Below are 25174 nucleotides of genomic sequence, written 5' to 3'. Positions count from 1 at the left end.
GAGAGGGAGGTTCTCAGGCTATTCGGCGGAGAAACCGTGAGCGCAGAAGTCCCACACTTCGTCGGCGGTGATGGGGTGAGCAGGGTTTTCGTCGGCGTCGCCACTCGACTGTGCGACGAACATGACGGTCTGCATCGTCATCGCCGCCATCCGCTTCGGGTTGATGCCTTCGCGCAGTTGGCCGGCCGCGCTGGCTTCTTCCATCAGCTCGGTGAGCAGGGCAAGCAGCGGAGCGTGCGCCACTTTGACCTCGGACGGATGCGAAACAAGCAGTCTCGGTGCGAAGTCGGTGAACAGCGGCCGCTTGGCGGCCGGGTCCGGTCGGGACGACTCGAAAAGCAGCTGGATCGCGACCTTCAAGCGTTCGATGGGGTCTTCCTGGCCGGAGGTGGCGGCGCGGATCTGGTCTGCCGACCGGCTCAGCGCATCCTCGAACAGCGCGAGAAGAAGTTCGTGCTTACCGTCGAACTGCAGGTAGAAGCTGCGAAGTGACTGACGCGAGCGATCGACGACTTCCTGGACGGTGAAGTCGGTGCTGCCCTTTTCGATGATGATGGCTTGCGCGGCGTCGAGGAATCGCTGCACGCGCTGTGCTGCCCGTAATTTCGCGGTCTTGATCGAACGCTCGACCGCGCGCTGCTTCCAAGCGGGTTCTTCGCTGGGATTCGTCACCGGTGGCTCGGATGCAGGCCGACTGGGGAGAACATGAACTGACTGTACCGGAGAACGCCTTGCCATAGCGGTCCTCGACCCCCTCTCGGCCAACGTGTCAGAGATTGTAACTTCCTCATCACGAGAATAGTATTCTCATTTTGGTGATAACAGAAGGCCCAGATCTCGCCGTTCGTCGGCACTGACGCGCCAGGCATCCCGCCCGTCCGCCCGAAATTGAGGACCGCCGTGTACATCGACTACGAGGTCGCCGACCGGATCGCTACCATCACGCTCAATCGGCCCGAGGCCGCCAACGCGCAGAATCCCGAGTTGCTCGACGAACTCGACGCGGCGTGGACGCGGGCGGCCGAGGACAACGAGGTGTCGGTCATTGTGTTGCGGGCCAACGGCAAGCACTTTTCTGCCGGCCACGATCTGCGGGGTGGAGGTCCGGTGCCGGACAAGATCACCCTCGAGTTCATCATCCAGCACGAGGCCAAGCGCTACCTCGAGTACACGCTGCGGTGGCGCAACGTGCCGAAACCATCGATTGCCGCAGTGCAGGGCCGGTGCATCTCCGGCGGTCTGCTGCTGTGCTGGCCGTGCGATCTGATCATCGCGGCCGACGATGCGCAGTTCTCCGACCCGGTGGTGCTGATGGGCATCGGCGGCGTCGAATATCACGGACACACCTGGGAACTCGGGCCCCGTAAGGCCAAGGAGATTCTGTTCACCGGCCGGGCGATGAGTGCCGACGAGGTCGCCGCCACGGGCATGGTGAACCGGGTGGTGCCGCGCGATCAGCTCGACGCGGAGACGCGGGCGCTGGCGGAGCAGATCGCCAAGATGCCACCGTTCGCGCTGCGTCAGGCCAAGCGCGCTGTGAATCAGACACTCGATGTGCAGGGCTTCTACGCCGCGATCCAGTCGGTGTTCGACGTGCACCAGACCGGCCACGGCAACGCGTTGAGCGTCGGCGGGTGGCCGGTGCTGGTGAACCTGGAAGAGATGAAAGCCAACATCAAGTAGGTAGCCTCGCCGCGCGTCGGTGAGAGCATTACTTGCACCGCGAGCGCGCGTGTCTGCACAGCGGCGCGCCGAGAATGCTGACACCTGACGCGCGCTCGCGTGCGGCGAGTGCGCGTCAAATGCCAAGGAAAACCGGCGTTTTGGGTGCAGACACGCGCGCTCGCGGTGCGACGATAGAGCGCGAAATGCCGGCGACCGCGGCGCGTCTGCGTGCAGACACGCGCGCTCGCGGTGTGACGAAACTTCTACAGCTGGGCCAGGCGGGGGACGGAGCCGCGGGCACGCAGGCCCGCGCCTGCCCGGCGCGTGAGTTCCCGTGAACTGCCGAGCAATCCATCGAGGACCAGGGCCCGCTTCACGTGAAGTTGGAGATCGTGCTCCTCGGTGAATCCGATGCCGCCGAGCACCTGCTGACAATTCTTGGCTGCGGTGAGCGCCGCCTTGCCCGCGGCCGCTTTGGCCAGCAGCGCCGTCAAGTCGGGGTTGTCGGCGCTCGGCAAGGTTAGCGTCGCCTCGGCGCCCTCGATCGCCACCAGGGTCTCGGCCAACCGGTGTCGTACTGCCTGGAACCCGGCGATGGGCTTGCCGAACTGCACCCGGTCGAGCGCGTGCTGACGGGCCAGGGTCAGCATCGCCCGCGCGCAGCCGACAAGCCACCAGCCGACGGCGGCGCGCGCCTCGGCCACGCGGATCGGGTAGCCCTCCTCCTCGCGCCGCAGCGGCAGCCCGCCGAGCGTGGGGTCGAGGCTCTCCGGACTGATCCGGTCCCACACCACCCACGCGTTGCCCGCGTACGGCAGCGGCAGTTCCACGGTGTCGCCGATCGTGTTGCCGGTGGCGTGCAGGACGACATCGACAAGAATCGAAGCGTGCGAACCGGTTTCGCCGAGCAGCCGGAAGTACAGCGGGATGGCGAGGTCGGGGACCTCGGTGAGCATGTCGGCCCAACCCAGATTGGCCAGCGCCGCGTCGAGCTTGGGACCTGACGCCGACAGCATCGTCTTACGTAGCGACGCTTCGAGCATCTGCAGGGATTCGCGATCCATGGTCACTCCTTCCCGAGGTCCAGCAGGCGGCGGGCGATGATGTTGCGCTGCACTTCGGCGGTGCCGCCGTAGATCGTGGCCGCGCGTGAGTACAGGTATTCGGTGCGCCATTCGGTGTCGTCGAGCTCGATGACGCCCGGCAGCAGATCGTGCACCGTGTCGTAGAGGCGCTGTTCGGCACTGGCCAGCAGGACCTTGTCGATGGACGTGTCCGGTCCGAGCTTCTGGCCGTCGGCCAGCCGATGCTGGGTGGCTCGGGATCGGCAGCGCAACGTGTGCAGAGCCAGATATGCCTCGCCCATGTCCGAGTCGATGGCCTGCCCGTGCCCACGGACTTCGTCGACGAGTGCGTCGAAGCGTGAGTACAGGTAGGCGATGCGCTGCCAGAAGCAGGTCGACCGTTCATAGGGGAGGAGATCCATGGCCAGCTGCCAGCCGTCGCCCTGCTCGCCGAGCATGCGGCTGTCATCGACCTCGACGTCGTCGAAGTACACCTCGCAGAATTCGTCGACGTCGTGCATCGTGCGCAGGGGGCGGACGGTGATGCCTGGGGTGTCGACGTCGACGAAGAACGCCGTGATGGCCTTGTGGTTCGGGGTGTCCGCGTCGCCGGTGCGGGTCAGCAGTACGCAGCGGTGTGAGAACTGCGCGAAACTCGTCCACACCTTTTGGCCGTTAATGACCCATTTGTCGCCTTTTCGGACGGCGCGCGTGGTGAGCGAGGCAAGGTCGCTGCCAGAGCCCGGCTCCGAAAAGCCTTGGCACCACTGCTCTTCGCCGCTCAGCAGCTTCGGGACCATCTCGGCGGCAAGCTCTGGGCTCGCGTAGTCGATCATCGTCGGCGTCAGCACCTCGAGCATCGAGTACGGACCCGGTTCGGCCAGGCGTCGGCCGACGACCTCTTCGCCGACGATGGCCCGCAGGATCGCCGGGCCGCCGAGACCGCCGGCGTGCTCAGGCCAGCCGTAGCGGCCCCAGCCCGCGTCGTACAGTGCGCGCTGGACGCGTGCGAACTGCCGGATGTGTCCCGCGAGCGAATGGTCGTCGGGTGCGGTCAGATCATTCTCGTCGAGCCAGGTCCGCAGCGCCGTGCGAAACGCTGCGGGTTCGAAGAGAGGGTTCGTCATCCCGCTTCAGGCCTTCCGATCGCGTGGGGGCGTCCGGAGTCGTGCTCGCCGGAGCGCCGGATGAACGTCATGGCACGGGTTTTCAACCGCCAGCCGTCCTCGGTGCGCAGGTAGGTGTCCTTGTAGTAGCCGATTCGCATGTCGTGCTTGGAATGCTCGATGAAGCACAGCGGCTGCGTTCCACTCGCAGTGTCGGCGCCTTCGACGAGGTCGACAAGCGCTGTTCCGGTCATGAACAAACCCTTGGGCGCGGCGTCGACCAGCACGGGGAATCGGTTCAGCGTGTAGGTGTCGCCGAATGCGCTGTAGGTTCCGTCGGGGGTGAAAACCTCCACCAACCCGTCGACGTCACCCTGGGTGATCGTCACCGCATACTTGGCGAGGAGCTGCTGGATCTCGACCAGGTCCTCAGTTCGTGTTGGTGTCATTCTTGAAGACCTTACCGTCCTTCATTACAAAGTTGACATCCCGTGTAACGCCAATGTCGGCGAGCGGGTCGCCGGGCACCGCGATGATGTCGGCGATGTAGCCCTCGGCCAGCCGACCGAGCGAGTCGCTGCGGTTGATCAGATCGGCGGCGACAACAGTGGCTGCGCGCAACACCGCGGCGGCCGGCATGCCCCAGTCGACCAGCGTGACCAACTCGTCGGCGTTTTTACCATGGGGGATGGCCGGAGCGTCGGTCCCGACTGCGATCTTGACACCCGCCTCGTAGGCCGCCTTGATCGACGTCTTCGCCTTCGGGAACATCTCGGCAGCCTTGTCCTGCAACTCTTTCGGTGCTCGCGACACATCCATGGCCTCGGCAAGACGGCGCGTCGTCACCAGGAACCGGTCGTTGTCGACCAGCATCTGGATGGCCTCGTCGTCCATCAGGAAGCCGTGTTCTATGCAGTCGATGCCACACGCGACCGCGTGCTTGACCGCTTCGGCACCATGCGTATGTGCCGCAACGCGTAACCCACGCCGATGCGCCTCGTCGACGATCGCGCGCAACTCGTCGTCCGAATAGTGCTGTGCCCCAGCTTCTCCGGTCAGCGACATGACGCCGCCGGACACACAGACCTTGATCAGCTCGGCGCCGTGCTTGATCTGGTAGCGCACCGCCTTGCGAATCTCGTCGACGCCGTTGGCGATGCCTTCTTCGATCGTCAGCTCAAGGGCGCCGGGCATGAACGCGGCGAACATCGTCGGGTCCAGGTGGCCGCCGGTCGGCGTGATGGCGTGACCGGCGGGGACGATCCGCGGACCGTCGATCCAGCCCGCGGCGATCGCCTTGCCCAGCGCCACGTCGAGCAGGTATCCGCCTGTCTTGACGAACAATCCGAGATTGCGGACGGTCGTGAAGCCTGCGCGCAGCGTGCGCCGGGCGTTGCCCACCGCGCGCAGCACCCGCGTCGCGGGATCGTCCTGCACCTGGGACAGGCCCGGGTTCTCCCCGCGCCCTCCCATGAGCAGGTTGACCTCCATGTCCATCAGACCGGGCAGCAGAATCGCCTCACCCAGATCGACAACTTCCGATCCGTCGGGCGGTTCACCGCCGATACCGGTGATGCGACCGTCGGCAACGTGTATCACTGCCGGCCGGACGATCTCGCCGGCGTCGACGTCGACGTAACCCGCGGCCTTGAGCGTGACAGGTGTTGGAGGCGGCACCCTTAGACCACCGGCTCCTTGATGAGCTGGATGTACGCCGCGCCGCTGTCGAGGACGCGCGGCTGTTTCCACACCTCGATCGGGAAGCTGACCATGACGATCGATTGTCCCAGATGCACCAGGGCCTTGGCGTCCTCGGGCATTCCCTTGAGAGGGAAGCGCGCATCGACGTAGACCATGATGTCCTCGAGCCGTGCCATGCCGGCGTCGTAGAGCTCCTGCATCTCGTCCATCGTGGAGTTGAGACGCTTGCTGTAGCGCTCCTCCTCGGTGGGCAGGCACCAGTCGCTGAACCGTTCCAGGTCTGCGAATTCCTCGGGCAGCTTAGACATTTGCGGGATCCTTCGTCTCGGAGGAGGCGGCGGCATGCTTGCCGTTGGACGAACCGTTGCCGTTGGCGAGCGACTCCTTGTACCTGTCCACGTACTGATGTGCGGTCATGTGCAGATGGCGCAGCAGGATTTCCTGGTCGCACAGCGGGAAGTCGAGCACGGCCCGGGTTCCGATCTGCGTCTGCGTGGCCTCCAGAGTGTTGGCGTCCTGGAACGCGTACTCCTTGAACGTCACCGCGGCCAGCTCCTGCGAGAGGCGCTCACGCAGGTTCTTCGGTGGCACGAAGTAGAGGTCCGCCTCGAAGATGTGGCTGTCCACGCCCGTCGGCCAGTAGTTGTAGGTGAGGTACCAGCCCGGCGCCCAGAACAGCAGCGTCCAGTTCGGGAAGAACTCGAAAGAATCGGTGCCCCAGGTCTTGTGGCGGCCGGGATTGATGGCCGGCGGCAGCTCGTCGGGCAGGATGCCCTTGATGTCGGGCCGGTCCCACGGTCCGAACAGGCCGCTGTGCAGGATCTGCTCGATGGGCTTGACCATGTTGATGTCCTTCGGCGGGGACATTCCGCCCCACGACGACACCATCGAGTGGTCGCCCTTGATGTCGTAGGCCAGAGCCTCGAACCCGAAGTTGGCGAGCTTCTCGGCTTCGGCCTTCTCCGCCTGCTTCATGTGCAGGATCGGCGCGTGGTAGAACTCGGTGAACGCGTCGATGAACAGCTTCCAGTTGGCCTTGACCTCCGAGCGATAGCTGTAGTGCTCGGTCATTTCGTGGAACGGGTATCCCTTGAGTCCCCGTCCGAAGTCGCCGAGATAGTCCTCGAGCGATTCCGCGTTGTCGTCGAAGTTGACGAAGATGAAGCCTTCCCACACTTCGCAGCGCACCGACTTGAGCGGGTAGTCGGTCTTGTCGACGTCGAAGAACTCGCCCTCCTGCTGGATGAACGTCAGGTCACCCTTGAGGTCGTACCGCCAGGCGTGGTACTTGCAGACGAACTGGCGGCAGGTGCCTGAAGTCTCTTCGCCCGGGTAGTCGTTCCACACCAGCTTGTTCCCGCGATGGCGGCACAGGTTGTAGAACGCGCGGATCTCCTCGCCGTCGTTGACGATGATGATGGAGACGCCAGGCCCGACCGAGGGAAGCTCGCGCGTGATGTAGCGACCCTTCTTGGGGATGAGCTCGATGCGGCCCATCTGGAGCCAGGTCTTGCGGAAGATGGCCTGCTGCTCTAGCTTCCAGTGCTCCGGGTCGATCGAGTCCTCGTAGTTGACCGGAGCCGTGCCGAGTTCGGGCCAGTTCTCGGTCCAGCTGCCGACGTCGGGCTTCTTGAAGAATGCCACGGTCTCTACCTCTCTGTTTCCATGTTGGAGTCGGGTTCTACGCCAAAAGTGTTGATGGCCATGGCCAGTGAGCCATAGCAACCGATCGTGAAGACGAGATCCATCAGCTGGCGCTCGTCGAGGTGGGCGGACAGGGCTGTCCAGGTCGCATCGGATACGACGGATTGGTGCTGCAGTTCGTCGACGGCCGCCATCGCCGCCCGGTCGAGTTCGTCGGTGAGTTCACCGCGTTCGATGCCGGCGATGACATCGTCGGTGAGTCCGGCTTCGCGTCCCATGCCCACGTGGTGTTGCCACTCGTATTCACACTTGGTCAGGTGTGCGACGCGCAGGACGGCGAGCTCGCGAAGCCGTGCGGGCAGCGTCGAACCGTACAGCAGGTGGAAGTTGAAGCGCAGGAACGCTCTGGTGAGTTTCGGATGGCGCACCAGCGTGGCGACCAGGTTCCCAGTGGCTTCCGGGTTGTGCCGCTCGGGCGGCATGAGGCCGGTGAGAGCCTTGCCGACCGTGTCATCCCACTCGTCGGCCGGTAGTGGCGCAACGCGCACCGACTGACTCCTCTCGCTCATGAGAATCAGGTTCTCATATTTCGCCAATAGATTTCCACTTTTCCGCACAATCGTCAACGTGCGAGGTCAGATCCGCCGGTCAGCGCGTCGGCCGGTGAACCCCATCTCCGCTGCCTGCCAGGCCAGATGTAGATTGCGCACATTGATTCTCACTGATGGAGAAGCTAGTTTCCTTAGTAGGAGAACAACAGCCCCGAATCACATGCCCGCTGCGCACGGGAGTGTGAACGAGAGGAGTGGCCGTGAATCGCGACGACATGATTTTGATCAGCGTGGACGATCACATCGTCGAGCCGCCGGACATGTTCAGGAACCATCTGTCGAAGAAGTATCTGGATGAGGCGCCGCGTCTGGTGCACAACGAGGATGGTTCGGATACCTGGCAGTTCCGCGACGTGGTGATCCCGAATGTGGCGCTCAATGCGGTGGCGGGGCGGCCGAAGGAGGAGTACGGCTTGGAGCCGCAGGGTCTTGATGAGATCCGGCCGGGCTGTTGGCAGGTTGATGAGCGGGTCAAGGACATGAATGCCGGCGGCATCCTGGGGTCGATGTGTTTCCCGTCGTTCCCCGGCTTTGCGGGTCGGTTGTTTGCGACCGAGGATCCGGAGTTCTCGCTGGCGTTGGTGCAGGCCTACAACGATTGGCATGTCGAGGAGTGGTGCGGGGCGTATCCGGCGCGGTTCATCCCGATGACGCTTCCGGTGATCTGGGATCCCGAAGCGTGCGCGAAGGAGATCCGCCGCAACGCGGAGCGTGGTGTGCACTCGCTGACGTTCTCTGAGAACCCGTCGGCGATGGGGTATCCGAGTTTCCACGACTTCGACCACTGGAAGCCGATGTGGGATGCGTTGGTGGACACCGACACCGTTCTCAACGTGCATATCGGGTCGTCGGGGCGACTGGCGATCACCGCCCCTGATGCTCCGATGGATGTGATGATCACGTTGCAGCCGATGAACATCGTCCAGGCGGCGGCGGACCTGTTGTGGTCACGCCCGATCAAGGAATACCCCGATCTGAAGATCGCCCTGTCCGAGGGCGGTACCGGGTGGATCCCGTACTTCCTGGAGCGCGTCGACCGGACCTATGAGATGCATTCGACGTGGACGGGTCAGGATTTCAAGGGCAAGCTGCCGTCTGAGGTGTTCCGGGATCACTTCCTGACGTGCTTCATCGCCGACCCCGTCGGTGTCACCACGCGGCATCAGATCGGGATCGACAACATCTGCTGGGAAGCCGATTACCCGCATTCCGATTCGATGTGGCCGGGTGCGCCCGAGCAGTTGGACGAGGTGCTGAAGGCCAACGATGTGCCCGATGCCGAGATCAACAAGATGACGTTCGAAAACGCGATGCGCTGGTACAACTGGGATCCCTTCGCCCACATCGCCAAGGAGCAGGCGACAGTGGGGGCATTGCGCAAGGCCGCCGAAGGACACGACGTCTCGATCCAGGCGCTCTCCCACAAGGAGAAGACCGGCGCTACGTTCGCCGACTTCGCCGCCAACGCCAAAGAACTCACGGGCAACAAAGACTGACAACTGCGAAGATCCATAAGGAGTGACATCGATGTCGGGCATGAGCTTTGAGCTGACCGAGGACCAGGAACTGATCCGCAAGTCGGTCGCCGAGTTGTGCAGCAAGTTCGACGACCACTACTGGATGGAGAAGGACCAGGCCCACGAATTCCCGCAGGAGTTCTACGACGCCATCTCCAAGGGCGGCTGGTTGGGCATGACGATCCCCGAGGAGTACGGCGGCCACGGCCTCGGTATCACCGAGGCCACGCTGCTGCTCGAAGAGGTGTCGCGTTCCGGAGCCGCGATGAACGGCGCCAGCGCCATCCACTTGTCCATCTTCGGCATGCAGCCGGTGGTCAAGCACGGCTCGGACGAGCTCAAGGCCTCGACGCTGCCGCGCATCGTCGACGGTGATCTGCACGTCTGCTTCGGTGTGACGGAACCTGGTGCCGGACTGGATACTTCGCGGATCACGACCTTCGCCAAGCGCGAGGGCGACCACTACCGCGTCAACGGCCGCAAGGTGTGGATCTCCAAGGCCCTGGAGTCCGAGAAGATCCTGCTGCTGACCCGGACCGAGACCCCCGACGAGCTGGCGAAGCGCGGTGCCAAGAAGACCGACGGCATGACGCTGTTCATGACCGACCTCGACCGCGACCACGTCGACATCCGGCCGATCAAGAAGATGGGCCGCAACGCGGTCAGCTCCAACGAGCTCTTCATCGACGACCTGATGGTCCCGGTCGAGCACCGCGTGGGCGAAGAGGGCATGGGCTTCAAGTACATCCTCGACGGGCTGAACCCCGAGCGGATGCTGATCGCCGCCGAGGCTCTCGGCATCGGCCGCGTCGCGTTGGAGAAGGCCGTCAAGTACGGCAACGAACGTGTCGTGTTCAACCGGCCGATCGGCATGAACCAGGGCCTGCAGTTCCCGCTGGCCGACTCGCTGGCACGCCTCGACGCCGCGGAACTGGTGTTGCGCAAGGCCACCTGGCTCTACGACAACGGCAAACCCTGTGGGCGCGAAGCGAATACGGCCAAGTATTTGTGCGCCGACGCGGGGTTCGGCGCCGCCGACCGGGCGCTGCAGTTGCACGGTGGCATGGGCTACTCCGAGGAGTACCACGTGTCGCGCTACTTCCGTGAGTCGCGTCTGATGAAGATCGCCCCGGTGAGCCAGGAGATGATCCTGAACTTCCTGGGCGAGCACGTCCTCGGCCTGCCCCGGAGCTACTGATCATGACCTATTTCGACCTGTCCGGCCGCTCGGCACTCGTGACGGGAGCGGCCGGCGGTATCGGCTCCGCGGTGGCTGCCGCCCTGGCGGACGCGGGGGCCACGGTCCTCGTCACCGATCTCGACAAGGACGCGGCCGCCGCTGTGGCGGAACAGATCTCGGCAAACGGTGGACGGGCGGAGTCCGCCGCACTCGATGTGTCCGACCGTGACTCCGCCGACGCCGCGGCCGCCCAGGCGGCTGCGCTGGGCGACGGGGCCCTGCACATCGTCATCAACAATGCGGGTGTCACCAAGCCGGCCATGTTCGAGAAGACGACGCAGGAGTCGTTCCGGCTGCTGTTCGACATTCACGTCATGGGCGCGTTCAACGTCACCCAGGCTGCGCTGCCCTACATCCCGACTGACGGCAAGGGCCGCATAGTCAACGTGACGTCGGCCGCGGGACTGACCGGCACGCTCGGACAGGTCAACTATTCGGCGGCCAAGGCCAGCATCATCGGCTTCACCAAATCACTGGCCCGGGAGTTGGCGACCAAAGCCATCACGGTCAACGCGCTGGCACCACTGGCGGCGACGCCGATGACCGAAACGATCCGCACCAACGAGAAGTTCGCGGCCAACATGATGAACCGCATTCCGATGAAGCGCTGGGCCGAACCGTCCGAGATCGCCGGCGCCTTTCTGTTCATGGCCTCGGACGCTTCGTCGTATGTGACGGGCCAGGTGCTGCCGGTCGACGGCGGTATGGTGATGTGAGTACGTGACAGGACGAAAGCCAGGTGCCGGGCCGCTCGCCGGCGTGACCGTGGTCGCCATGGAGCAGGCCGTGGCAGCTCCGATGTGTACCCGGGTGCTCGCTGATTTCGGGGCGCGGATCATCAAGGTGGAGAACCCCAACGGGGGAGACTTCGCCCGCGCGTACGACGACGTCGTCAACGGTCCCGGTGGGCTGGCCGCCCACTTCGTGTGGTGCAACCGCGGCAAGGAATCGGTGACGCTGAACACCAAGGCGCCCGGCGGCCTGGACGTGCTGCACCGACTGCTGGACCGCGCCGACGCGTTCGTCTCCAACCTCGCGCCGGGCGCCACCGCGCGACTCGGCATCGCCCCGGCCGATCTCGCCGCGCGCCATCCCGGCGTCATCCCGGTCGAGATCGACGGCTACGGCCCCGGCGGCCCGATCTCCCACAAACGCGCGTACGACCTTCTCGTGCAGGCGGAGTCGGGATCGTGTGCGGTGACCGGATATCCGGGGATGCCGGCGAAGCCGGGGCCCGCGATGGCCGACTTCACCACAGGGCTGTACGCGGCGATGTCGATCGTCTCTCTGCTGTACGGGCGCGCGACGCGTCCCGATCCGGGAAATGCGCCCCACGTCGAGCTGTCGCTTTTCGACGTCATGACCGACGTGATGGGCTATGCGCTCACCTACACCCAGCACTCGGGGATTGATCAGGAGCCGCTCGGTGTCGGCTCGCCGGCGGTCGCACCCTACGGGGCCTTTCCGACCCGCGACGGGCAGACGGTCGTGCTGGGCACGACCAATGACCGTGAGTGGCAACGGGTCGCCCGCGAGATCATCGACCGCCCCGACCTCGCCGACGATCCGCGGTTCGCCACCAATCCGCAGCGCTGCACCCATCGCGAGATTCTCGACGAGGCGATCGGAAGCTGGTGTGCCCAGCATGATCTCGCCGACATCCAGACAAAGGCCGACGACGCCGGGATCGGGAACTCCCGATACAACAAGCCCAGCGAGGTCGTCGAGCACCCGCACCTCACCGCCCGCGACAGGTGGCGCACGGTCGGCACCCCGCGCGGCGACATCCAGGCGCTGCGGCCACCGCCGGTGATCAGTGACTTCGAACAGCCGATGGGCGCGATCCCCGGACTCGGCGAGCACACCGATGCGGTGCTGACGGAATTCGGAGTGACTGCAGAGGAATTGGCGCAGTTGCGTGCCGACGGCGCGATCGGGCCTGCCTATGAGTGAGGTCCTGCTGTCGTCGGACCGTGACGGTGTACGCACGCTGACGCTGAACCGTCCGGATCGTAAGAACGCCCTGGATGCGAAGTTGTGGGTGGACCTCGCTGATTCTTTGCGGGATTTGAAACGGGACACCGATATTCGCGCGTTGGTGCTGACCGGCGCGGGCGGTGCGTTCTGTTCGGGAGCCGACATCGGGACCGGCGAGCAGATCCACCCTCGCTACAAACTGGATCGTCTCACCGACGTGGCACTGGCTCTGCACGAACTGGCGATACCCACGATCGCCAAGGTGACGGGTGTCGCCGTCGGCGCTGGATGGAATCTGGCGCTGGGGTGTGACCTGGTGGTCGCCACCCCGGAATCCAAGTTCTGCCAGATCTTCTCGAAGCGCGGGCTGTCCGTGGACCTCGGCGGCTCCTGGCTGCTGCCGAAGATCGTCGGCCTTCAACAGGCCAAACGCCTCGTGCTGCTGGCTGATATGGTCGGCGCCGCGGAGGCGCACGCACTCGGCCTGGTCACATGGGTGAAGCCCGGCGACGAGATCGACGCTTTTGTCGACGATCTCGCCGGCCGGCTGGCGGCCGGGCCGCCGTTCGCGCTCGCGCAGAGCAAGGCGCTTCTCAACGACGGCGCCAACGCGACGCTGCGTGAGGCGCTGGCCAATGAGGCTCGCGCACAACCGGGCAACTTCGCGACAGCGGATTCCGGTGAGGCTTATGCGGCGTTCGCCGCCAAGAGAGACCCGGAATTCGCCGGGTCGTGGTCGTTGTACGACGCGGACAAGGAGTAGAGGTCATGCGAGAAACCGTCATCGTCGGGGCGGTACGGACGCCTGTCGGCAAGCGCAACGGGGGATTATCCGACCAGCACGCGGCTGACCTGTCCGCGCTGGTGCTCAACGAGCTCGCCGATCGTACCGGCGTGGATCCCGACATCATCGACGACGTGGTGTGGGGCTGCGTGTCCCAGGTGGGGGACCAGTCGAGCAACATCGGTCGGTACTCGGTCCTGGCCGCCGGCTGGCCCGAGCACATTCCGGGAACGACGGTGAACCGTGCGTGCGGATCGAGCCAGCAGGCGCTCGACTTCGCCGTGCAGGCCGTGATGTCGGGCCAGCAGGACGTGGTCGTGGCCGGCGGCGTCGAGGTGATGAGCCGGGTCCCGCTCGGCTCCGCCCGCGCCACCGGAATGCCGTACGGCCCGAAAGTGCTTGCCCGCTATGACGATTTCTCGTTCAATCAGGGCATTTCCGCGGAGATGATCGCCCAGCAGTGGGGCTTCTCTCGCACGCGCGTCGACGAGTACTCCGCGCAGTCGCATGAGCGGGCGGCGGCCGCCCAGGACGCCGGCGCTTTCAAAGACCAGATCGTGCCCGTCTTCACTGATGGCGGTGTGGTTTCCGACGACGAAGGCATCCGGCGTGGCACGACCGTCGAGAAGCTCGCCGGACTCAAGCCGGCGTTCACCGACGACGGTGTGATCCACGCGGGTAACTCGTCGCAGATCTCCGACGGCGCGGCGGCGCTGCTCGTGATGACCGCCGAGAACGCCGTCAACCTCGGGCTCACCCCGCTGGTGCGCTACCGGGCAGGTGCGGTCACCGGCGCCGATCCGAAACTGATGCTGACGGGCCCGATTCCGGCCACCGAGAAGGTGCTGCACAAGGCAGGCGTGACGCTCGACGAGGTCGGCGTCTACGAGGTGAACGAGGCGTTCGCGCCGGTTCCGCTGGCGTGGCTCGCCGACACCGGCGCCGACGAAACCAAGCTCAACCCGCTCGGTGGAGCCATCGCCCTCGGCCACCCGCTGGGCGCATCCGGTGCAGTTCTCATGACGCGGATGATCCACCACATGCGGGACAACGGGATTCGCTACGGGCTGCAGACCATGTGCGAGGGCGGCGGCACCGCCAATGCCACTCTCGTCGAACTCGTGAAGTAGGGGACAGCGTGCGCAGAGATCTTTTCACCGAGGACCACGAGGCATTCCGGGAACTCGCCCGCGACTTCGTCGAGAAGGAGGTCGTGCCCCACTATCCCGAGTGGGAGAAGGGTGGCAGGATGCCGCGCGGCGTCTTCGAGCAGATGGGCGGCCTGGGAATCCTCGGAGTCGCGATCCCCGAGGAATACGGCGGCGGCGGCCAACCCGACTACCGGTACAACGTCGTGCTGCAGGAGGAGGCTGCCCGCGCGCTCGTCACGCTGTCGACGGTGCGCACGCAACTCGAGGTGATCCTGCCGTACTTCCTGCACTATGCGAACGCCGAACAGCGCGACCGCTGGTTCCCCGGGCTCGCATCGGGCAAGCTGCTCACCGCCATCGCGATGACCGAACCCGGTACGGGATCCGATCTCGCCGGGATGCGCACGACGGCCGTCCGCGACGGCGACGACTACATAGTCAACGGCGCAAAGACTTTCATCACCGGCGGCATGCAGGCCGACCTCGTCATCGTCGTCACACGCACGTCCACCGACCCGGACAACCGGCGCAAGGGTCTGACGCTGCTCGTCGTCGAGGACGGGATGGAGGGCTTCACCCGCGGCCGTGAGCTGGAGAAGATGGGCTGCAAGGTGCAGGACACCGCGGAGCTCTCGTTCGTCGATGTCCGTGTTCCCGCGGCCAACGTGCTCGGCGAGGTCGACGAGGCGTTCGGCTATCTCGGACACAACTTGGCGCAGGAGCGGCTGACGGTCGCGGTGGGCTCGGTGGCTCAGGCGCGCTCGGCAATCGCCGCTGCGATCGACTACACCCGCAACCGCAAGGCATTCGGCACTCCGGTGGCGTCATTCCAGAACACGAAGTTCGAGCTGGCCGCGTGCTCGACCGAGGTGGAGGCGGCGCAGGCGATGCTCGACCGCGCGGTCTCACTGCATGTCGAGGGCGAGCTGTCCGGCGCCGATGCGGCCAGGACGAAGCTCTTCTGCACGGAGATGCAGCAGCGGGTCGTCGACCGCTGCCTGCAGCTGTTCGGCGGCTACGGCTACATGATGGAATACCCCATCGCCCGGCTGTACACCGATGCCCGGGTGGCGCGCATCTACGCGGGCACGAGCGAGGTCATGAAGGTGATGATCGCCAAGTCGCTTGGCCTGTAGGGGGTTTACTCGCTGTTGGCGAGCTGGTCCTCGAACGCCGCGCCGGCGTTGCCGGTGAGCCTGCTGCCGTCGAAGCCGTAACCGATCGTCTCGCCGCGGACGGCGCGCAGCGGATCTTCGAAATCTCGGAAGTAGCCCATCGCCCACGCGCCCTCCTGATAGCCGATCAGTTTGAGCAGATCGTCGTCGAGCGTGCGTGCGACTTCGGGTGGTACCGACAGGAACTGGTTCTCCTCCTGCCGCACCCAGCCCACGCAGTAGTTGACGTTGATGGCGCGGCGCACCTTGTCGGACCGGTTGGCCGCGCCGCTGTGCACGATCTTGCCGGAATAGATCAGCACCGAACCGCGGGTCATCTCGGCCTGGAGGCATTGTGATTCGTCGTAGTCGGTGGGCTTCTTGTCGCCGAACTGGCTGCCCGGCACCACACGGGTCGCCCCCATCTCGGCCGTGTAGTCCGACAGCGCCCACAGGGTGTTGCACTGCACGTGGTAGTCGTCGGGGAACGGATAGAAATCGAACGCGTTCTGGTCGCGGTGCAACGACTGTGCCGATTCTCCCGGCTCGATCGAGATGACCTGCGTCAGCATCAGCTGGAACGCCGACGCGTGGCCGAGGAAGTCCCGGCACACGCCCATCATGGTCGGGTTCTGGATCAATGTTCGGCAGGAGGCGGAACGCGCGACGAGCGCTCCGGTGCGGCGGGTCTTGGTGCCGATCATCGCGTTGTATCCCAGCGGTGTGGCGGCGAAGTACGGCGCCAGCTCGTCGTCGATGGCGTCCATCAGTTCCGTCGGCACCAGATTGTCGACGATGACGTAACCGTCGCGGCGCAGGCGGTCGGAGATCTCCTCGGGCGTGGTGTCGGCGGGCACGTGGTTCAGCTCGGGCATCAGCGTCTCTCCAGGTCGGGGCATCCAAGTATCGCGACCTACATGTATTGACCAGGTAAAACGGCGTCACGGCCGAGTTACGGTATAGACCACCTCGTCGATGCGGCCTCTGTGCTGGTCAGGCGGCCGCGTGACACTTTGACCGAAATTTGTTCAGTGAGACCCTTGTCACAGCGATCAAACCTACCTACTGTGTGTTCACTAGGTTGGTTAGTAAGCCCTGAGGAGTCGAGTGTCAGCCCCCGAATCCACCGGGTCCGATCTGGGATCGTCCAGACGGCCGTACGCGACGTTGTTCGCCAAAGGTGAGGACCGCAGACAGCGGATCCTGGCCGTGGCCGAGCGACTTCTGGCGCGCAATGGTTGGCGGAACACGTCACTGGCGCAGATCGCCAAGGAGGCCGGCGTGACGCCCGCGGGACTGCTCCACCATTTCGAGTCCAAAGAGCAGCTCCTCAACGCCGTCGTGGATGCGCGCGACCTCGACGACGACATGCATGCAGACCGGTCGGGGGACCTGGTCACCGAGCTCGCCCGGGTGCCCGAACGATTCCAGCGATCGCCCGAGTTGGTCGGAACGTTCATCGTCCTGCTGGTGGAGAACATCTCGCCCGATGCACCCCTGCACGATCGACTGCAGAAGCGCTACCGCGATGCCGCAGACATCCTCAAGGACAACATCACCCGCGGACAGGCAAAAGGTCTGTACCGCACCGACTTCGACGCGGCCACCAAGGCCACGGAGATTCTCGCCTTCATCAACGGAATGGAGACACTATGGTTGCTCGATCCCTCAATCCCGCTGACCGAAGCATTCAAGGAATACGCGCAGTCGCTGGCCCGCGATCTGGCAACACCGTCCAACCCGACATGAGGTACCGCCTCGACGTCGTGTCTCCGACCGTGCTCGACGCGGTGCGATTCGCCGGCGGCTGGATCTATGACCGGGTCATGGCGGGCTGGGACGTCACCGTGCTCGTCGGCAGTGACGAAGATGTCCGTCCGCTGCAGATCCTCGGTGCCGACACCCTCGACCTCGAATCGGTGCTCGACTCCTGGGACGAGCGTCCGCATCCCCAGACCGTGGCTGTCGCCGCCGACCTGTTCGGCCGCGACGACCGGGTTCGCCGGGGCGTGCTCGGCGCTCTCGATCAAGGCGCGACCGAGGTAACCCTGTGGGGTGCATCGCTGCCCGCTGAGCTGGACAAGAGCGTCGACTCCGTCGAGCACCGCCTCAGCGCAGCGGCGCGGGCCTTCAAAGCGCAGGCCCTCGCCGCCGCTCAGGGGGCCGTCGACCACGCCATCAGCCCGACCGAAGTGTTCTGCTGCGGCATGATGGCCTCGGTGGCCGCCGATCTGATCCCGGCCAGCTGACACGGCTCAGCTCAGGTCGATCAGGACCTTGCCGATCGCGCGGCCTTCGCCCACGTGCCGCAGCGCCGCCGCGGTCTCGTCGAGCGAATAGGTCGCTCCGATGTGCGGTGTGACGCGCCCGGAGGCGAGCAGATTGCGGAGTTCGCCTTCGTTGCGGGTGAATTCGTCGGGCGCGATGTCCTGGAACTGGAATCCGAGCACCGCGATCCCCTTGATCAGAATGAGGTTCAAGGGGATCCGGGGGATGACCCCTGATGCATAGCCGACGGTCACGAAGCACCCGCCCCTGCGAAGTGACCGCAACGCCGGCTCGCTGACGTCGCCGCCCACCGGGTCGATCACCGCGTCGGCGCCGTCAGGCAGTGTCTCGCGCAGCGCGGATCGGAGATCGCCCGCCTTGTGATTGACCAGCCGCGCCGCACCGTATTTGCCTGCCACGCTGAGCTTCTCGGCAGACGAGGCGACCGCGGTGACGTCCGCGCCCAGAGCGACGCCGAGTTGCACGGCGGCGAGGCCGACGCCGCCGCCGGCGCCGAGCACGATGAGTTCGTCGCCCGCGCTGACCCTGGCTACCGAGCGCAACGTGTGATAGGCCGTGCGGTGCGCGACGCCGGACGCGGCAGCTGCTCGCGCGTCGACGCCGTCCGGAATGGGTGCCAGCGTGGCCGCGTCGACGACGACGCGTTCGGCGAACGCCCCGACCATGCCTGTCCCGGTCACTCGGTCGCCGATAGCGAAACCCACAGTCTCCGGCCCGATCTCGTCGACCACGCCGGCGAACTCGCTACCCGGAACGAACGGCGGGGGCACGCTCACCTGGTAGGTGCCCGCCACCAGGAGAACATCGGGAAAGTTCACCGCCGCCGCGGCCACCCGGACCCCGACCTGACCCGGCCCGGCGGCGGGGACGGCCTGCTCTTCGACCCGCACGACATCCGGCGGCCCGTACGCCGGACACACCGCAGCACGCACCACGCTTAGCCCCGGTAGTCCGTGGACCCGGCGAGTTCGGCGGCTGAGGCCATCAGGCTCGTCACCACGGGACCGAACGCGAGCAGCTTCTCGTCGTCACCGGCGCGCTGAAACCCTTGTTCAAGGACGATCGCCAACTTCCACTTCGCCAGCACCAGGTAGTAGTCCAGATCGTCGACCTGACGGCCAGACACGTCGGCGTAGTGGGCGACCACATCGTCGCGCGATGGCATACCGCGCATGTCGACGTAGGTCATGTCCCCGAGGTCGTCGCCGACTGGCCACGACTGCACCATCCAGCCCAGATCGAGTTTGGGGTCGCCGACGGTGCCCATCTCCCAGTCGACGATCGCGGCCATCTGCGCGGGCGCGCCGTGCCTGTACATGACGTTGGCGAACTGGTAGTCACCGTGCATGAGGCCGGGGATGAAGTCGAGCGGTTTGTGGGCCTGCAGCCAGCCGGTCGCCGCATCGAGTCCGGGTAGGTCCCGCTTCTTGATGCGCTCGAGAAATCCGATCCACCGGTCGACCTGGCGGTCGTGGAAGCCGTCGGGGCGGCCGAGATCCTGCAGTCCTTTCGCGCGCCAGTCGACCTTTGACAGCAGCGCAATGCCCTCGGCCAGTTGATAACTCAGCCCGGGGCGGGTAGACGCATCGCTGTCGAACGGCTCCGGCCACCGACCGTGGGTTTCCATCGGCGACCAGCCGTCGACGAAGCCCATCAGGTAGAACGGACGGCCGAGGACCGAGGCGTCGTCACAGACACCGACGGCTGCCGTATGGGGGACGTCGGTGCCGTCGAGGGCCTCGATGATCCGCCACTCCCGCAGGATGCCCTTGTCGCGGTCGGGCGGCGCTCCCGGTGGCGGCATCCGCAGTACGCACCGGTGCTCGCCCCGCCTGAGATCGAAGATGACGTTTTGTGTGCCGCCGGAAAGGAATTGAGCCTCCAGCGGCTCACCCTTGCCGGGGAGCCCGGCCCCGTCCATCCAGTCGGCGAGGCGGGCAGTGTCGATCTGGCTCACAGGTTGCCGACCTCATGTTCGACAAAGTCCGCGTACTTCGCCAGCGCGGCTTCGCGTTTGGCCGGAATCCATTCGGATGGCCACGTGCCTTCGGCTGGCCGGTAGTCGCGCAGAACCTGCTTGGCGACGGTGGTCTTGTGCACCTCGGTGGGTCCGTCGGCCAGGCCCATGACCGCAGCCCCGGTCACCATGCCGAGGAACGGGACTTCGTTGGTGACGCCCAGAGCTCCGTGTACTTGCATTGCGCGCCAGGCGATGTCGTGTAGGACGGTCGGCATGACGACCTTGACCGCGGCAATGTCCTTGCGGACCTTCTTGTAGTCGTTGTACTTGTCGATCTCCCACGCGGTGTAGAGCACCATCAGCCGGAACTGCAACAGCTGAGCGTACGAGTCCGCGATATATCCCTGCACGAACTGCTTGTCCGACAGGCGGCTGCCCTGTGTTTCCCGGCTCAGCGCACGCTCGCACATCATGTCCAGAGCCTTGCGTGACATGCCGATGGTACGCATGGCGTGGTGGATGCGGCCGCCACCGAGCCGGGTCTGCGCGATGACGAACGCTTGCCCCTCACCGCCGAGGAGTGCCTCGGCAGGCACGCGCACGTTGTCGTAGTGGATCAGTGCATGCGAGCCCTCGTCGGCACGCTCCCCGTACAGTCCGACGTTGCGCTCGATCTTGACGCCGGGCGTGTCTGTGGGCACCAGGAACATCGACATCCCTTGGTAGGCACTGACATCGGGGTTGGTGACGACCATGACGATGAGGAACGACGCGGTGGCCGCGTTGGAGGAGAAGAACTTCCACCCGTTTATGACCCAGTCGTCCCCGTCGCGCACCGCGCTCGTGGTGAACATCGTCGGGTCGGCACCGGCATGCGGTTCGGTCATCGAATAGCAGGAGAACAGTTCACCCTCCAGCAGTGGCCGCAGGTACTTCTGCTTCTGCTCCTCGGTACCGTAGTGCGCGATGATCTCGGCGTTGCCGGTATCGGGGGCCTGACAGCCGAAGATGATCGGCGCCCACTGCGAGCGGCCGAGGATCTCGTTGAGCAGCGCGAGCTTGAGCTGTCCATAGCCCTGACCCCCGAGGTCGGCGCCCAGATGCGTGGCCCAGAGTCCGCGTCGCCGCACCTCCGCCTTGAGGGGGTCGATCGCCTCGCGCCTCTTGCCTTCCAGCGGCACGAACTGCTGATGCGGGAAAGCGAAGTCGAGTGGCTCGACCTCCTCGCGGACGAACTCGTCTGCCCAGTCGAGCACCTTCTGGTACTCGGGGTCGGTCTCAAAATCCCACATGCGGCCTCCTTGCCGTGTATCCGTCGATCAGCGTGCAGATGTCTTCGGTGACGACCTCGGCGAACGAGCGCTGCCCGAAAGCTCCTGCCGCCCAGTGCCTGGCCCCCTCGCTGACCATGGTGTGCGCCAGATAGGCCAAATGTGTGGTGTCGACCGAATCGGGCAACTTGCCGTCCGCTCGTGCCCGCGTGAACAACTCGGTGAACATGCCCTCGTCGATGCCGGGCGGGGCGCCGTCGGCCATGATGCGGTGCTCGTGCCGGTAGCCCTCGAGGATGGTTTCGACGACGAGTTCGCTCGGGTTGCGCGCCATCGACCGTTCGAAGGCGGTGAGCGCGGCGGAGATAACGGGTTCGATCTCGTACGGCTTCTTCAACAGTTCGTGGATCCGGCGGTGTGCGGATTGCGTCGACAGCACGCCGATCTCGAAGAGCACATCCTCCTTGCGGGGGAAATAGAAGTAGAAGAGCGCTTTGGATACGCCGGCCGCGGTACAGATGTCGACGACGGTGGTGGAGGCATACCCCTTGGTGCGCCACAGTGCCATCGCGGCCTGGACGAGCATCCTTTTCGTCTCGGTGGAACGAGCTCGTTGAAACGATGCCCTGCGCTGACCACGGTCAGCTTTCACTTCCGGCTTGATCACCGCCACATCAGGCAAACTAACAGCTCTTTGGCGGACGGCCAATAGTTGACCGGAGTAAAACTAAATGGATTTTTCGGTTGTCCGTCCCCGGCGGCTGCCACTGGGTAGCGTTCGGCCATGCCCAACCATCTCCACCATGTCGTCATGCGCAGCCACTCGGCTGCGGACTTCATCGCATTCCTGACCGAGGTCGTCGGCATGACTGTCGCCTACCAGATGCGGGTGCCGGGGCCTGTCCTGGAGACGACGCTGGGATGGCCGCCCTCCGACGGTGCTGACGTGACGATCCTGGGCACCGGCGAAGCCGGCCTTATCGAGGTGCTCGACGTCCCCGAACATCTGCGCGCGGTGGCGCCGGAGGGCCTGGCGGCGTTGTCCTTCCTGACCGACGATTTCGGGCGGAGTCAGGACGCGGCGGCCAAACATGCCTCCGACGTGACCGTTTTCGATGCCGGAGTACCGGGCGTCGAGTTGTTCTTCTGCACCGTCGGCGGGGTGCCGATGGAGTTCATGGGCAGCTATGCGCTCGGAAAGGACGAATGACCCTCAAGATCGCGGCGTTGGCCTTCGCCGGCCTGGCACTGACTGCCGGAGGTCTTCAGCTGGTGGCATTCGCGTCGGGCGGGTCACCGCGACATCTGATCCTGGGTGGATTCGCCTGTGTTGTCGGGATTTCGGTTGCCGCAGCAGTCGTCGCGTCGGTGCTGCGGTCCCGCCGATGAGGTCACAGGACCAGTGATGCCAGGAACTGGGCGGTACGTTCGCGCGACCGGCTCTTCTCGGCGGCGTCCTTGCCGAGGGGGATGATGCGAGCGGCGAGATCGGTGACCCCGGCGTCGCGATAGGCCTGTAGCCGTCGCAGGACCGCGGATTCGTCTCCGGCCGCCATCGTGTCGCCGACGTCCTCAGCGTCGCCGTGTTCGAGCAGCGCCACGTAGTTGGGGGAGAAGTGGGCGTGCCCGAGCACTTCGCTGGCGTGGGTGCGCGCGTCGTCGACGTCACCGGGCGCGCATAGCGCGACCGGTACCCCCGCGACGACGCGGGGGGACGGTCGGCCGGCGGCCTGCGCAGCAGCCGTGATGCGCGGTGCCACGTGTTCGCCGACAGCGCGCTCATCGGCCATCCACAGGAGTGTCCCGTCGGCCCGCTCGCCTGCGATCCGCAGCATCTTCGGTCCGAGTGCGGCAAGCAGAACAGGCGGCGCGGTGTCAGTCACGTCGATCGGACTGTGCACCCGGAAGTCATCGTTGTCGACGTTCACCTGGCCCGGTCCGGCGAATGCCGCTCCCAGCACATCCAGGTGATGCCGGAGCGTGCTCACCGGCCGCTCGTACGGAAGTCCCAACTGGCCGTTGATAATCCAGTCGTGTGACAAACCGAGGCCGAGCGCGAAGCGGCCACCGCACGCTGCGTTCGTGGTCAGTGCCTGCTGGGCGAGAATCAGCGGATGGCGGGTCTGGATCGGGACCACGGCGGTGCCGAGTTCGATCGACGTGGTCGACGCGCCGAGAAGCGCGATCGCCGTCATCGCGTCCAGATACCCGGGCACCTGGGGAAACCAGAACGAGCTGAAGCCCGCGACTTCGGCGGCGACACCGTCGGAGATCAGCCCTGCCAGGCGGTCTCCGCGATCCCGTTCCTTGTCCGAGCCGACCATCAGGCCGATACGCATGTCACCTCCTCGTCACGGCACATGCCGGTCCCATTCGTGCGGGATCACCGGGTAGAACGGCGCGGCCAGCAGCGGCTGCGTCCCGGCGTCTTCCCAGCGGCGGGTGAGCACCGGAGCCATCCGCCGCGCGACCGTTACGGGGTCGTCGTCGAGGAAGCAATACGTCAGGTGCTGGCCGCTTTTCGCGCTGGCAAGTTCGGCATCCACACACAGCGTCGAGGCCGACCACACACCGGCAACACCGTCGACGTCGAGAAGCGGTGCCGCATCGAGCGACTCGCGTTCGAGCAGGGCGACGACGCCGCGCACCGGCCACCAGGGCAACACATCGGCACCGACCTTGACCCGGGGCGCTGCCGCCTTGCTCTGCACCGCGTACACGCCACGGTCGACCGGCGGAAGCAACGCGATCTTGCGACCCGCGTCTCCGAGCGCGATGGAGAGCTCGTTGAACGCGACGAGTCCGGCGGGGTCGCTGAAAAAATACGTCATCACATGGTCGATGCTGTCGAACCGTGCATCGCCGGGCAGTCGCGCCTCCCGGCATTCCGATGTCGACACCAGCCGCAGAGATGCGCGGACCGCCGCGAGTCGATGCTGTTCGGGCCGGTGGTCCAGGGTGTGCCACCGCAGGTAGTCCGCGTCGCGGCCCTCGGGGTGACGGGTGGCCATCGACACGAACAGGGTGCTGATGTCACCGCGGCCGGCGGCGAGCACTCCGTCGACGTCGTCGGACGGGGTCCCTGGAAGTTGCATCACTCGTGGCCCGACCCGGCAAGGACGAGGTGAGGATAGCGGGCGGCGACCATCCTCCGAAAACCTTCTCGCCAAGGCACTTTCGTCCTGCCGAGGACTTCGTGCATATGGCTCACGTCGGGCCACAGCGGCGTGTGGGCTTCTGCGGTGTATTCGAAGACGGGCTCCACTCCGACGAGTTGCCCCAGGTAGGCGCAGTACTCCTCGACGCTGACGGTCTCGCTGCCCGCCCAATTCACCACCTGGGGCGGCGACGTCGCGACTTCCATCGCCCGGATGCCCAGCGCGACATAGTCGTCCTCGTAGATCGGGTTGTAGTTGTTCGGTGCGTCGGGATGCAGCCGAATGGGCTTGCGCGCCAGGATCGCATCGAGGCGGTCGGCGGCCGCGCCGCCCTCGGGGCCGTACGTCGAGCAGATCCGGATGATCGTCAACGGGATACCGTGACGCCGCGAGATCCAGCTGCACAGCGCTTCGGCGGCGACCTTCGAGAAGCTGTAGTTGGCGCGCAACGGCACACCGGGCGGGTCTTCCTCGGTGAGCGGGCGCCTGCCCTGGTACCCGTAGATCGAGCCCGTCGAGCACAGCACGAACCCTTTGGCGGCGCGACAGTGGAAGAGCAGCTCCCCGGAGTTGTGCGCGTTGGTTTCCACGGTCTGTTGCCAGGTCCCCGTTCCCGGATCGACCGCCGCGTGGAACACGTAGCCGAAATCGTCCGGAATGCAGGAGAAGTCGCCGGTGCTCACATCGAGGGCGATCGGTGTCACCCCCACATCCGACAGCTTGTCGCGATCGGCCGGGTCGCGCAGCCGGGCCGCGCCCCACACCTCGTTGTGCGGAGCCAGGGCGCGCGCGATCGGAAACGCGATCTTGCCGGTGGCCCCGGTGATCAGGATCTTCTCTCCATGCAGCATGCGGACCTCCTTTCGGCCCTTGAATCATGTT

Annotated in this window: 28 protein-coding genes; 12 read left to right on the top strand and 16 right to left on the bottom strand. The window is 65.4% G+C overall.

The window, feature by feature from the left end:
- Positions 1-18: 18 nt before the first annotated feature.
- Positions 19-738 carry a TetR/AcrR family transcriptional regulator gene (locus tag P9A17_RS28450; protein ID WP_278042123.1) on the bottom strand — a complete coding sequence of 240 codons (720 nt, stop codon included), beginning with the start codon at positions 736-738 and terminating at the stop codon, positions 19-21.
- A gap of 162 nt (positions 739-900) precedes the next feature.
- Here P9A17_RS28450 and P9A17_RS28445 point away from each other — a divergent pair, with 162 nt between their 5' ends.
- Entirely contained in the window at positions 901-1683 is a 783-nt protein-coding gene (locus tag P9A17_RS28445; RefSeq protein WP_278042122.1) for an enoyl-CoA hydratase, read from the top strand.
- 245 nt (positions 1684-1928) lie between these two features.
- Here the strand turns inward: P9A17_RS28445 and P9A17_RS28440 are convergent, their stop codons facing one another.
- The 7 genes from P9A17_RS28440 to P9A17_RS28410 are packed head-to-tail and all read right to left on the bottom strand — an operon-like array spanning position 1929 to position 7728.
- Positions 1929-2729, bottom strand: coding sequence for an acyl-CoA dehydrogenase family protein (locus P9A17_RS28440; protein WP_278042121.1), 801 nt, complete (start codon positions 2727-2729; stop codon positions 1929-1931).
- Between the two features lie 2 nt (positions 2730-2731).
- Positions 2732-3856 (bottom strand): acyl-CoA dehydrogenase family protein, encoded by a 1125-nt coding sequence (locus tag P9A17_RS28435; protein WP_278042120.1) that lies wholly within the window; start codon positions 3854-3856, stop codon positions 2732-2734.
- On the bottom strand, positions 3853-4284 hold the full coding sequence (locus P9A17_RS28430; protein ID WP_278042119.1) for a nuclear transport factor 2 family protein: 432 nt from the start codon (positions 4282-4284) through the stop codon (positions 3853-3855). Before P9A17_RS28430 ends, P9A17_RS28435 begins: the two co-directional genes overlap by 4 nt.
- Positions 4265-5512 carry an amidohydrolase family protein gene (locus tag P9A17_RS28425; protein WP_278042118.1) on the bottom strand — a complete coding sequence of 416 codons (1248 nt, stop codon included), beginning with the start codon at positions 5510-5512 and terminating at the stop codon, positions 4265-4267. Before P9A17_RS28425 ends, P9A17_RS28430 begins: the two co-directional genes overlap by 20 nt.
- Before the next feature lie 2 nt (positions 5513-5514).
- The gene (locus P9A17_RS28420) at positions 5515-5844 is read right to left on the bottom strand and encodes a hypothetical protein (protein WP_278042117.1); all 330 of its coding nucleotides are present in this window, start codon (positions 5842-5844) and stop codon (positions 5515-5517) included.
- Positions 5837-7180 carry an aromatic ring-hydroxylating dioxygenase subunit alpha gene (locus tag P9A17_RS28415; RefSeq protein ID WP_278042116.1) on the bottom strand — a complete coding sequence of 448 codons (1344 nt, stop codon included), beginning with the start codon at positions 7178-7180 and terminating at the stop codon, positions 5837-5839. Before P9A17_RS28415 ends, P9A17_RS28420 begins: the two co-directional genes overlap by 8 nt.
- 5 nt (positions 7181-7185) lie before the next feature.
- Positions 7186-7728: a carboxymuconolactone decarboxylase family protein gene (locus P9A17_RS28410; RefSeq protein WP_278042274.1), complete on the bottom strand. Its 543-nt coding sequence runs from the start codon at positions 7726-7728 to the stop codon at positions 7186-7188.
- A gap of 263 nt (positions 7729-7991) precedes the next feature.
- On the opposite strand from P9A17_RS28410, the gene P9A17_RS28405 reads away from it, so the two are divergent.
- Genes P9A17_RS28405 through P9A17_RS28375 form a run of 7 tightly spaced genes read left to right on the top strand, consistent with a single transcriptional unit; the run spans position 7992 to position 15596 of the window.
- Positions 7992-9287, top strand: a complete 1296-nt coding sequence (locus tag P9A17_RS28405; RefSeq protein WP_278042115.1) for an amidohydrolase family protein — start codon at positions 7992-7994, stop codon at positions 9285-9287.
- A 40-nt stretch (positions 9288-9327) separates the two neighbouring features.
- Positions 9328-10506, top strand: coding sequence for an acyl-CoA dehydrogenase family protein (locus P9A17_RS28400; RefSeq protein ID WP_278042114.1), 1179 nt, complete (start codon positions 9328-9330; stop codon positions 10504-10506).
- Between the two features lie 2 nt (positions 10507-10508).
- Positions 10509-11264 (top strand): SDR family NAD(P)-dependent oxidoreductase, encoded by a 756-nt coding sequence (locus tag P9A17_RS28395; protein ID WP_278042113.1) that lies wholly within the window; start codon positions 10509-10511, stop codon positions 11262-11264.
- A 4-nt stretch (positions 11265-11268) separates the two neighbouring features.
- Positions 11269-12501: a CaiB/BaiF CoA-transferase family protein gene (locus P9A17_RS28390; protein ID WP_278042112.1), complete on the top strand. Its 1233-nt coding sequence runs from the start codon at positions 11269-11271 to the stop codon at positions 12499-12501.
- Positions 12494-13288 carry an enoyl-CoA hydratase-related protein gene (locus tag P9A17_RS28385; RefSeq protein ID WP_278042111.1) on the top strand — a complete coding sequence of 265 codons (795 nt, stop codon included), beginning with the start codon at positions 12494-12496 and terminating at the stop codon, positions 13286-13288. The genes P9A17_RS28390 and P9A17_RS28385 overlap by 8 nt, the downstream gene beginning before the upstream one ends.
- A gap of 5 nt (positions 13289-13293) precedes the next feature.
- Positions 13294-14439, top strand: a complete 1146-nt coding sequence (locus P9A17_RS28380; protein WP_278042110.1) for a thiolase family protein — start codon at positions 13294-13296, stop codon at positions 14437-14439.
- Between the two features lie 8 nt (positions 14440-14447).
- Positions 14448-15596: an acyl-CoA dehydrogenase family protein gene (locus P9A17_RS28375; RefSeq protein WP_278042109.1), complete on the top strand. Its 1149-nt coding sequence runs from the start codon at positions 14448-14450 to the stop codon at positions 15594-15596.
- 5 nt (positions 15597-15601) lie between these two features.
- On the opposite strand, the gene P9A17_RS28370 is transcribed toward P9A17_RS28375, so the two are convergent.
- The gene (locus P9A17_RS28370; protein ID WP_278042108.1) at positions 15602-16513 is read right to left on the bottom strand and encodes a phytanoyl-CoA dioxygenase family protein; all 912 of its coding nucleotides are present in this window, start codon (positions 16511-16513) and stop codon (positions 15602-15604) included.
- A gap of 208 nt (positions 16514-16721) precedes the next feature.
- Between P9A17_RS28370 and P9A17_RS28365 the strand changes: the two genes are divergently transcribed.
- Entirely contained in the window at positions 16722-17363 is a 642-nt protein-coding gene (locus P9A17_RS28365; protein WP_278042107.1) for a TetR/AcrR family transcriptional regulator, read from the top strand.
- Positions 17360-17863, top strand: a complete 504-nt coding sequence (locus P9A17_RS28360; RefSeq protein WP_278042106.1) for a hypothetical protein — start codon at positions 17360-17362, stop codon at positions 17861-17863. Before P9A17_RS28365 ends, P9A17_RS28360 begins: the two co-directional genes overlap by 4 nt.
- Before the next feature lie 6 nt (positions 17864-17869).
- On the opposite strand, the gene P9A17_RS28355 is transcribed toward P9A17_RS28360, so the two are convergent.
- The 4 genes from P9A17_RS28355 to P9A17_RS28340 are packed head-to-tail and all read right to left on the bottom strand — an operon-like array spanning position 17870 to position 21807.
- Entirely contained in the window at positions 17870-18835 is a 966-nt protein-coding gene (locus P9A17_RS28355; protein ID WP_278042273.1) for an NADPH:quinone oxidoreductase family protein, read from the bottom strand.
- Positions 18836-18840: 5 nt separating this feature from the next.
- On the bottom strand, positions 18841-19824 hold the full coding sequence (locus P9A17_RS28350; protein WP_278042272.1) for a phosphotransferase family protein: 984 nt from the start codon (positions 19822-19824) through the stop codon (positions 18841-18843).
- Between the two features lie 32 nt (positions 19825-19856).
- Positions 19857-21155 carry an acyl-CoA dehydrogenase family protein gene (locus P9A17_RS28345; RefSeq protein ID WP_278042105.1) on the bottom strand — a complete coding sequence of 433 codons (1299 nt, stop codon included), beginning with the start codon at positions 21153-21155 and terminating at the stop codon, positions 19857-19859.
- Complete coding sequence (locus tag P9A17_RS28340) at positions 21142-21807, bottom strand: TetR/AcrR family transcriptional regulator (protein WP_278042104.1); 666 nt, start codon at positions 21805-21807, stop codon at positions 21142-21144. Before P9A17_RS28340 ends, P9A17_RS28345 begins: the two co-directional genes overlap by 14 nt.
- A gap of 111 nt (positions 21808-21918) precedes the next feature.
- Here P9A17_RS28340 and P9A17_RS28335 point away from each other — a divergent pair, with 111 nt between their 5' ends.
- Both P9A17_RS28335 and P9A17_RS28330 read left to right on the top strand, forming a co-directional pair.
- On the top strand, positions 21919-22344 hold the full coding sequence (locus tag P9A17_RS28335; protein WP_278042103.1) for a VOC family protein: 426 nt from the start codon (positions 21919-21921) through the stop codon (positions 22342-22344).
- On the top strand, positions 22341-22523 hold the full coding sequence (locus P9A17_RS28330) for a hypothetical protein (protein WP_278042102.1): 183 nt from the start codon (positions 22341-22343) through the stop codon (positions 22521-22523). The genes P9A17_RS28335 and P9A17_RS28330 overlap by 4 nt, the downstream gene beginning before the upstream one ends.
- A gap of 2 nt (positions 22524-22525) precedes the next feature.
- Here P9A17_RS28330 and P9A17_RS28325 read toward each other — a convergent pair whose 3' ends face one another.
- The 3 genes from P9A17_RS28325 to P9A17_RS28315 are packed head-to-tail and all read right to left on the bottom strand — an operon-like array spanning position 22526 to position 25143.
- On the bottom strand, positions 22526-23473 hold the full coding sequence (locus tag P9A17_RS28325; RefSeq protein ID WP_278042101.1) for an LLM class F420-dependent oxidoreductase: 948 nt from the start codon (positions 23471-23473) through the stop codon (positions 22526-22528).
- A gap of 12 nt (positions 23474-23485) precedes the next feature.
- On the bottom strand, positions 23486-24229 hold the full coding sequence (locus P9A17_RS28320) for a hypothetical protein (RefSeq protein ID WP_278042100.1): 744 nt from the start codon (positions 24227-24229) through the stop codon (positions 23486-23488).
- On the bottom strand, positions 24229-25143 hold the full coding sequence (locus P9A17_RS28315) for an NAD(P)-dependent oxidoreductase (protein WP_278042099.1): 915 nt from the start codon (positions 25141-25143) through the stop codon (positions 24229-24231). Before P9A17_RS28315 ends, P9A17_RS28320 begins: the two co-directional genes overlap by 1 nt.
- Between the last annotated feature and the right edge of the window lie 31 nt (positions 25144-25174).

The sequence above is a fragment of the Mycobacterium sp. 236(2023) genome, assembly GCF_029623955.1.
In the GTDB taxonomy this organism is placed as follows: domain Bacteria; phylum Actinomycetota; class Actinomycetes; order Mycobacteriales; family Mycobacteriaceae; genus Mycobacterium.
The sequence above is the reverse complement of the archived record's forward strand: the minus strand, read 5'-3'. Positions and strand labels throughout refer to the sequence as shown.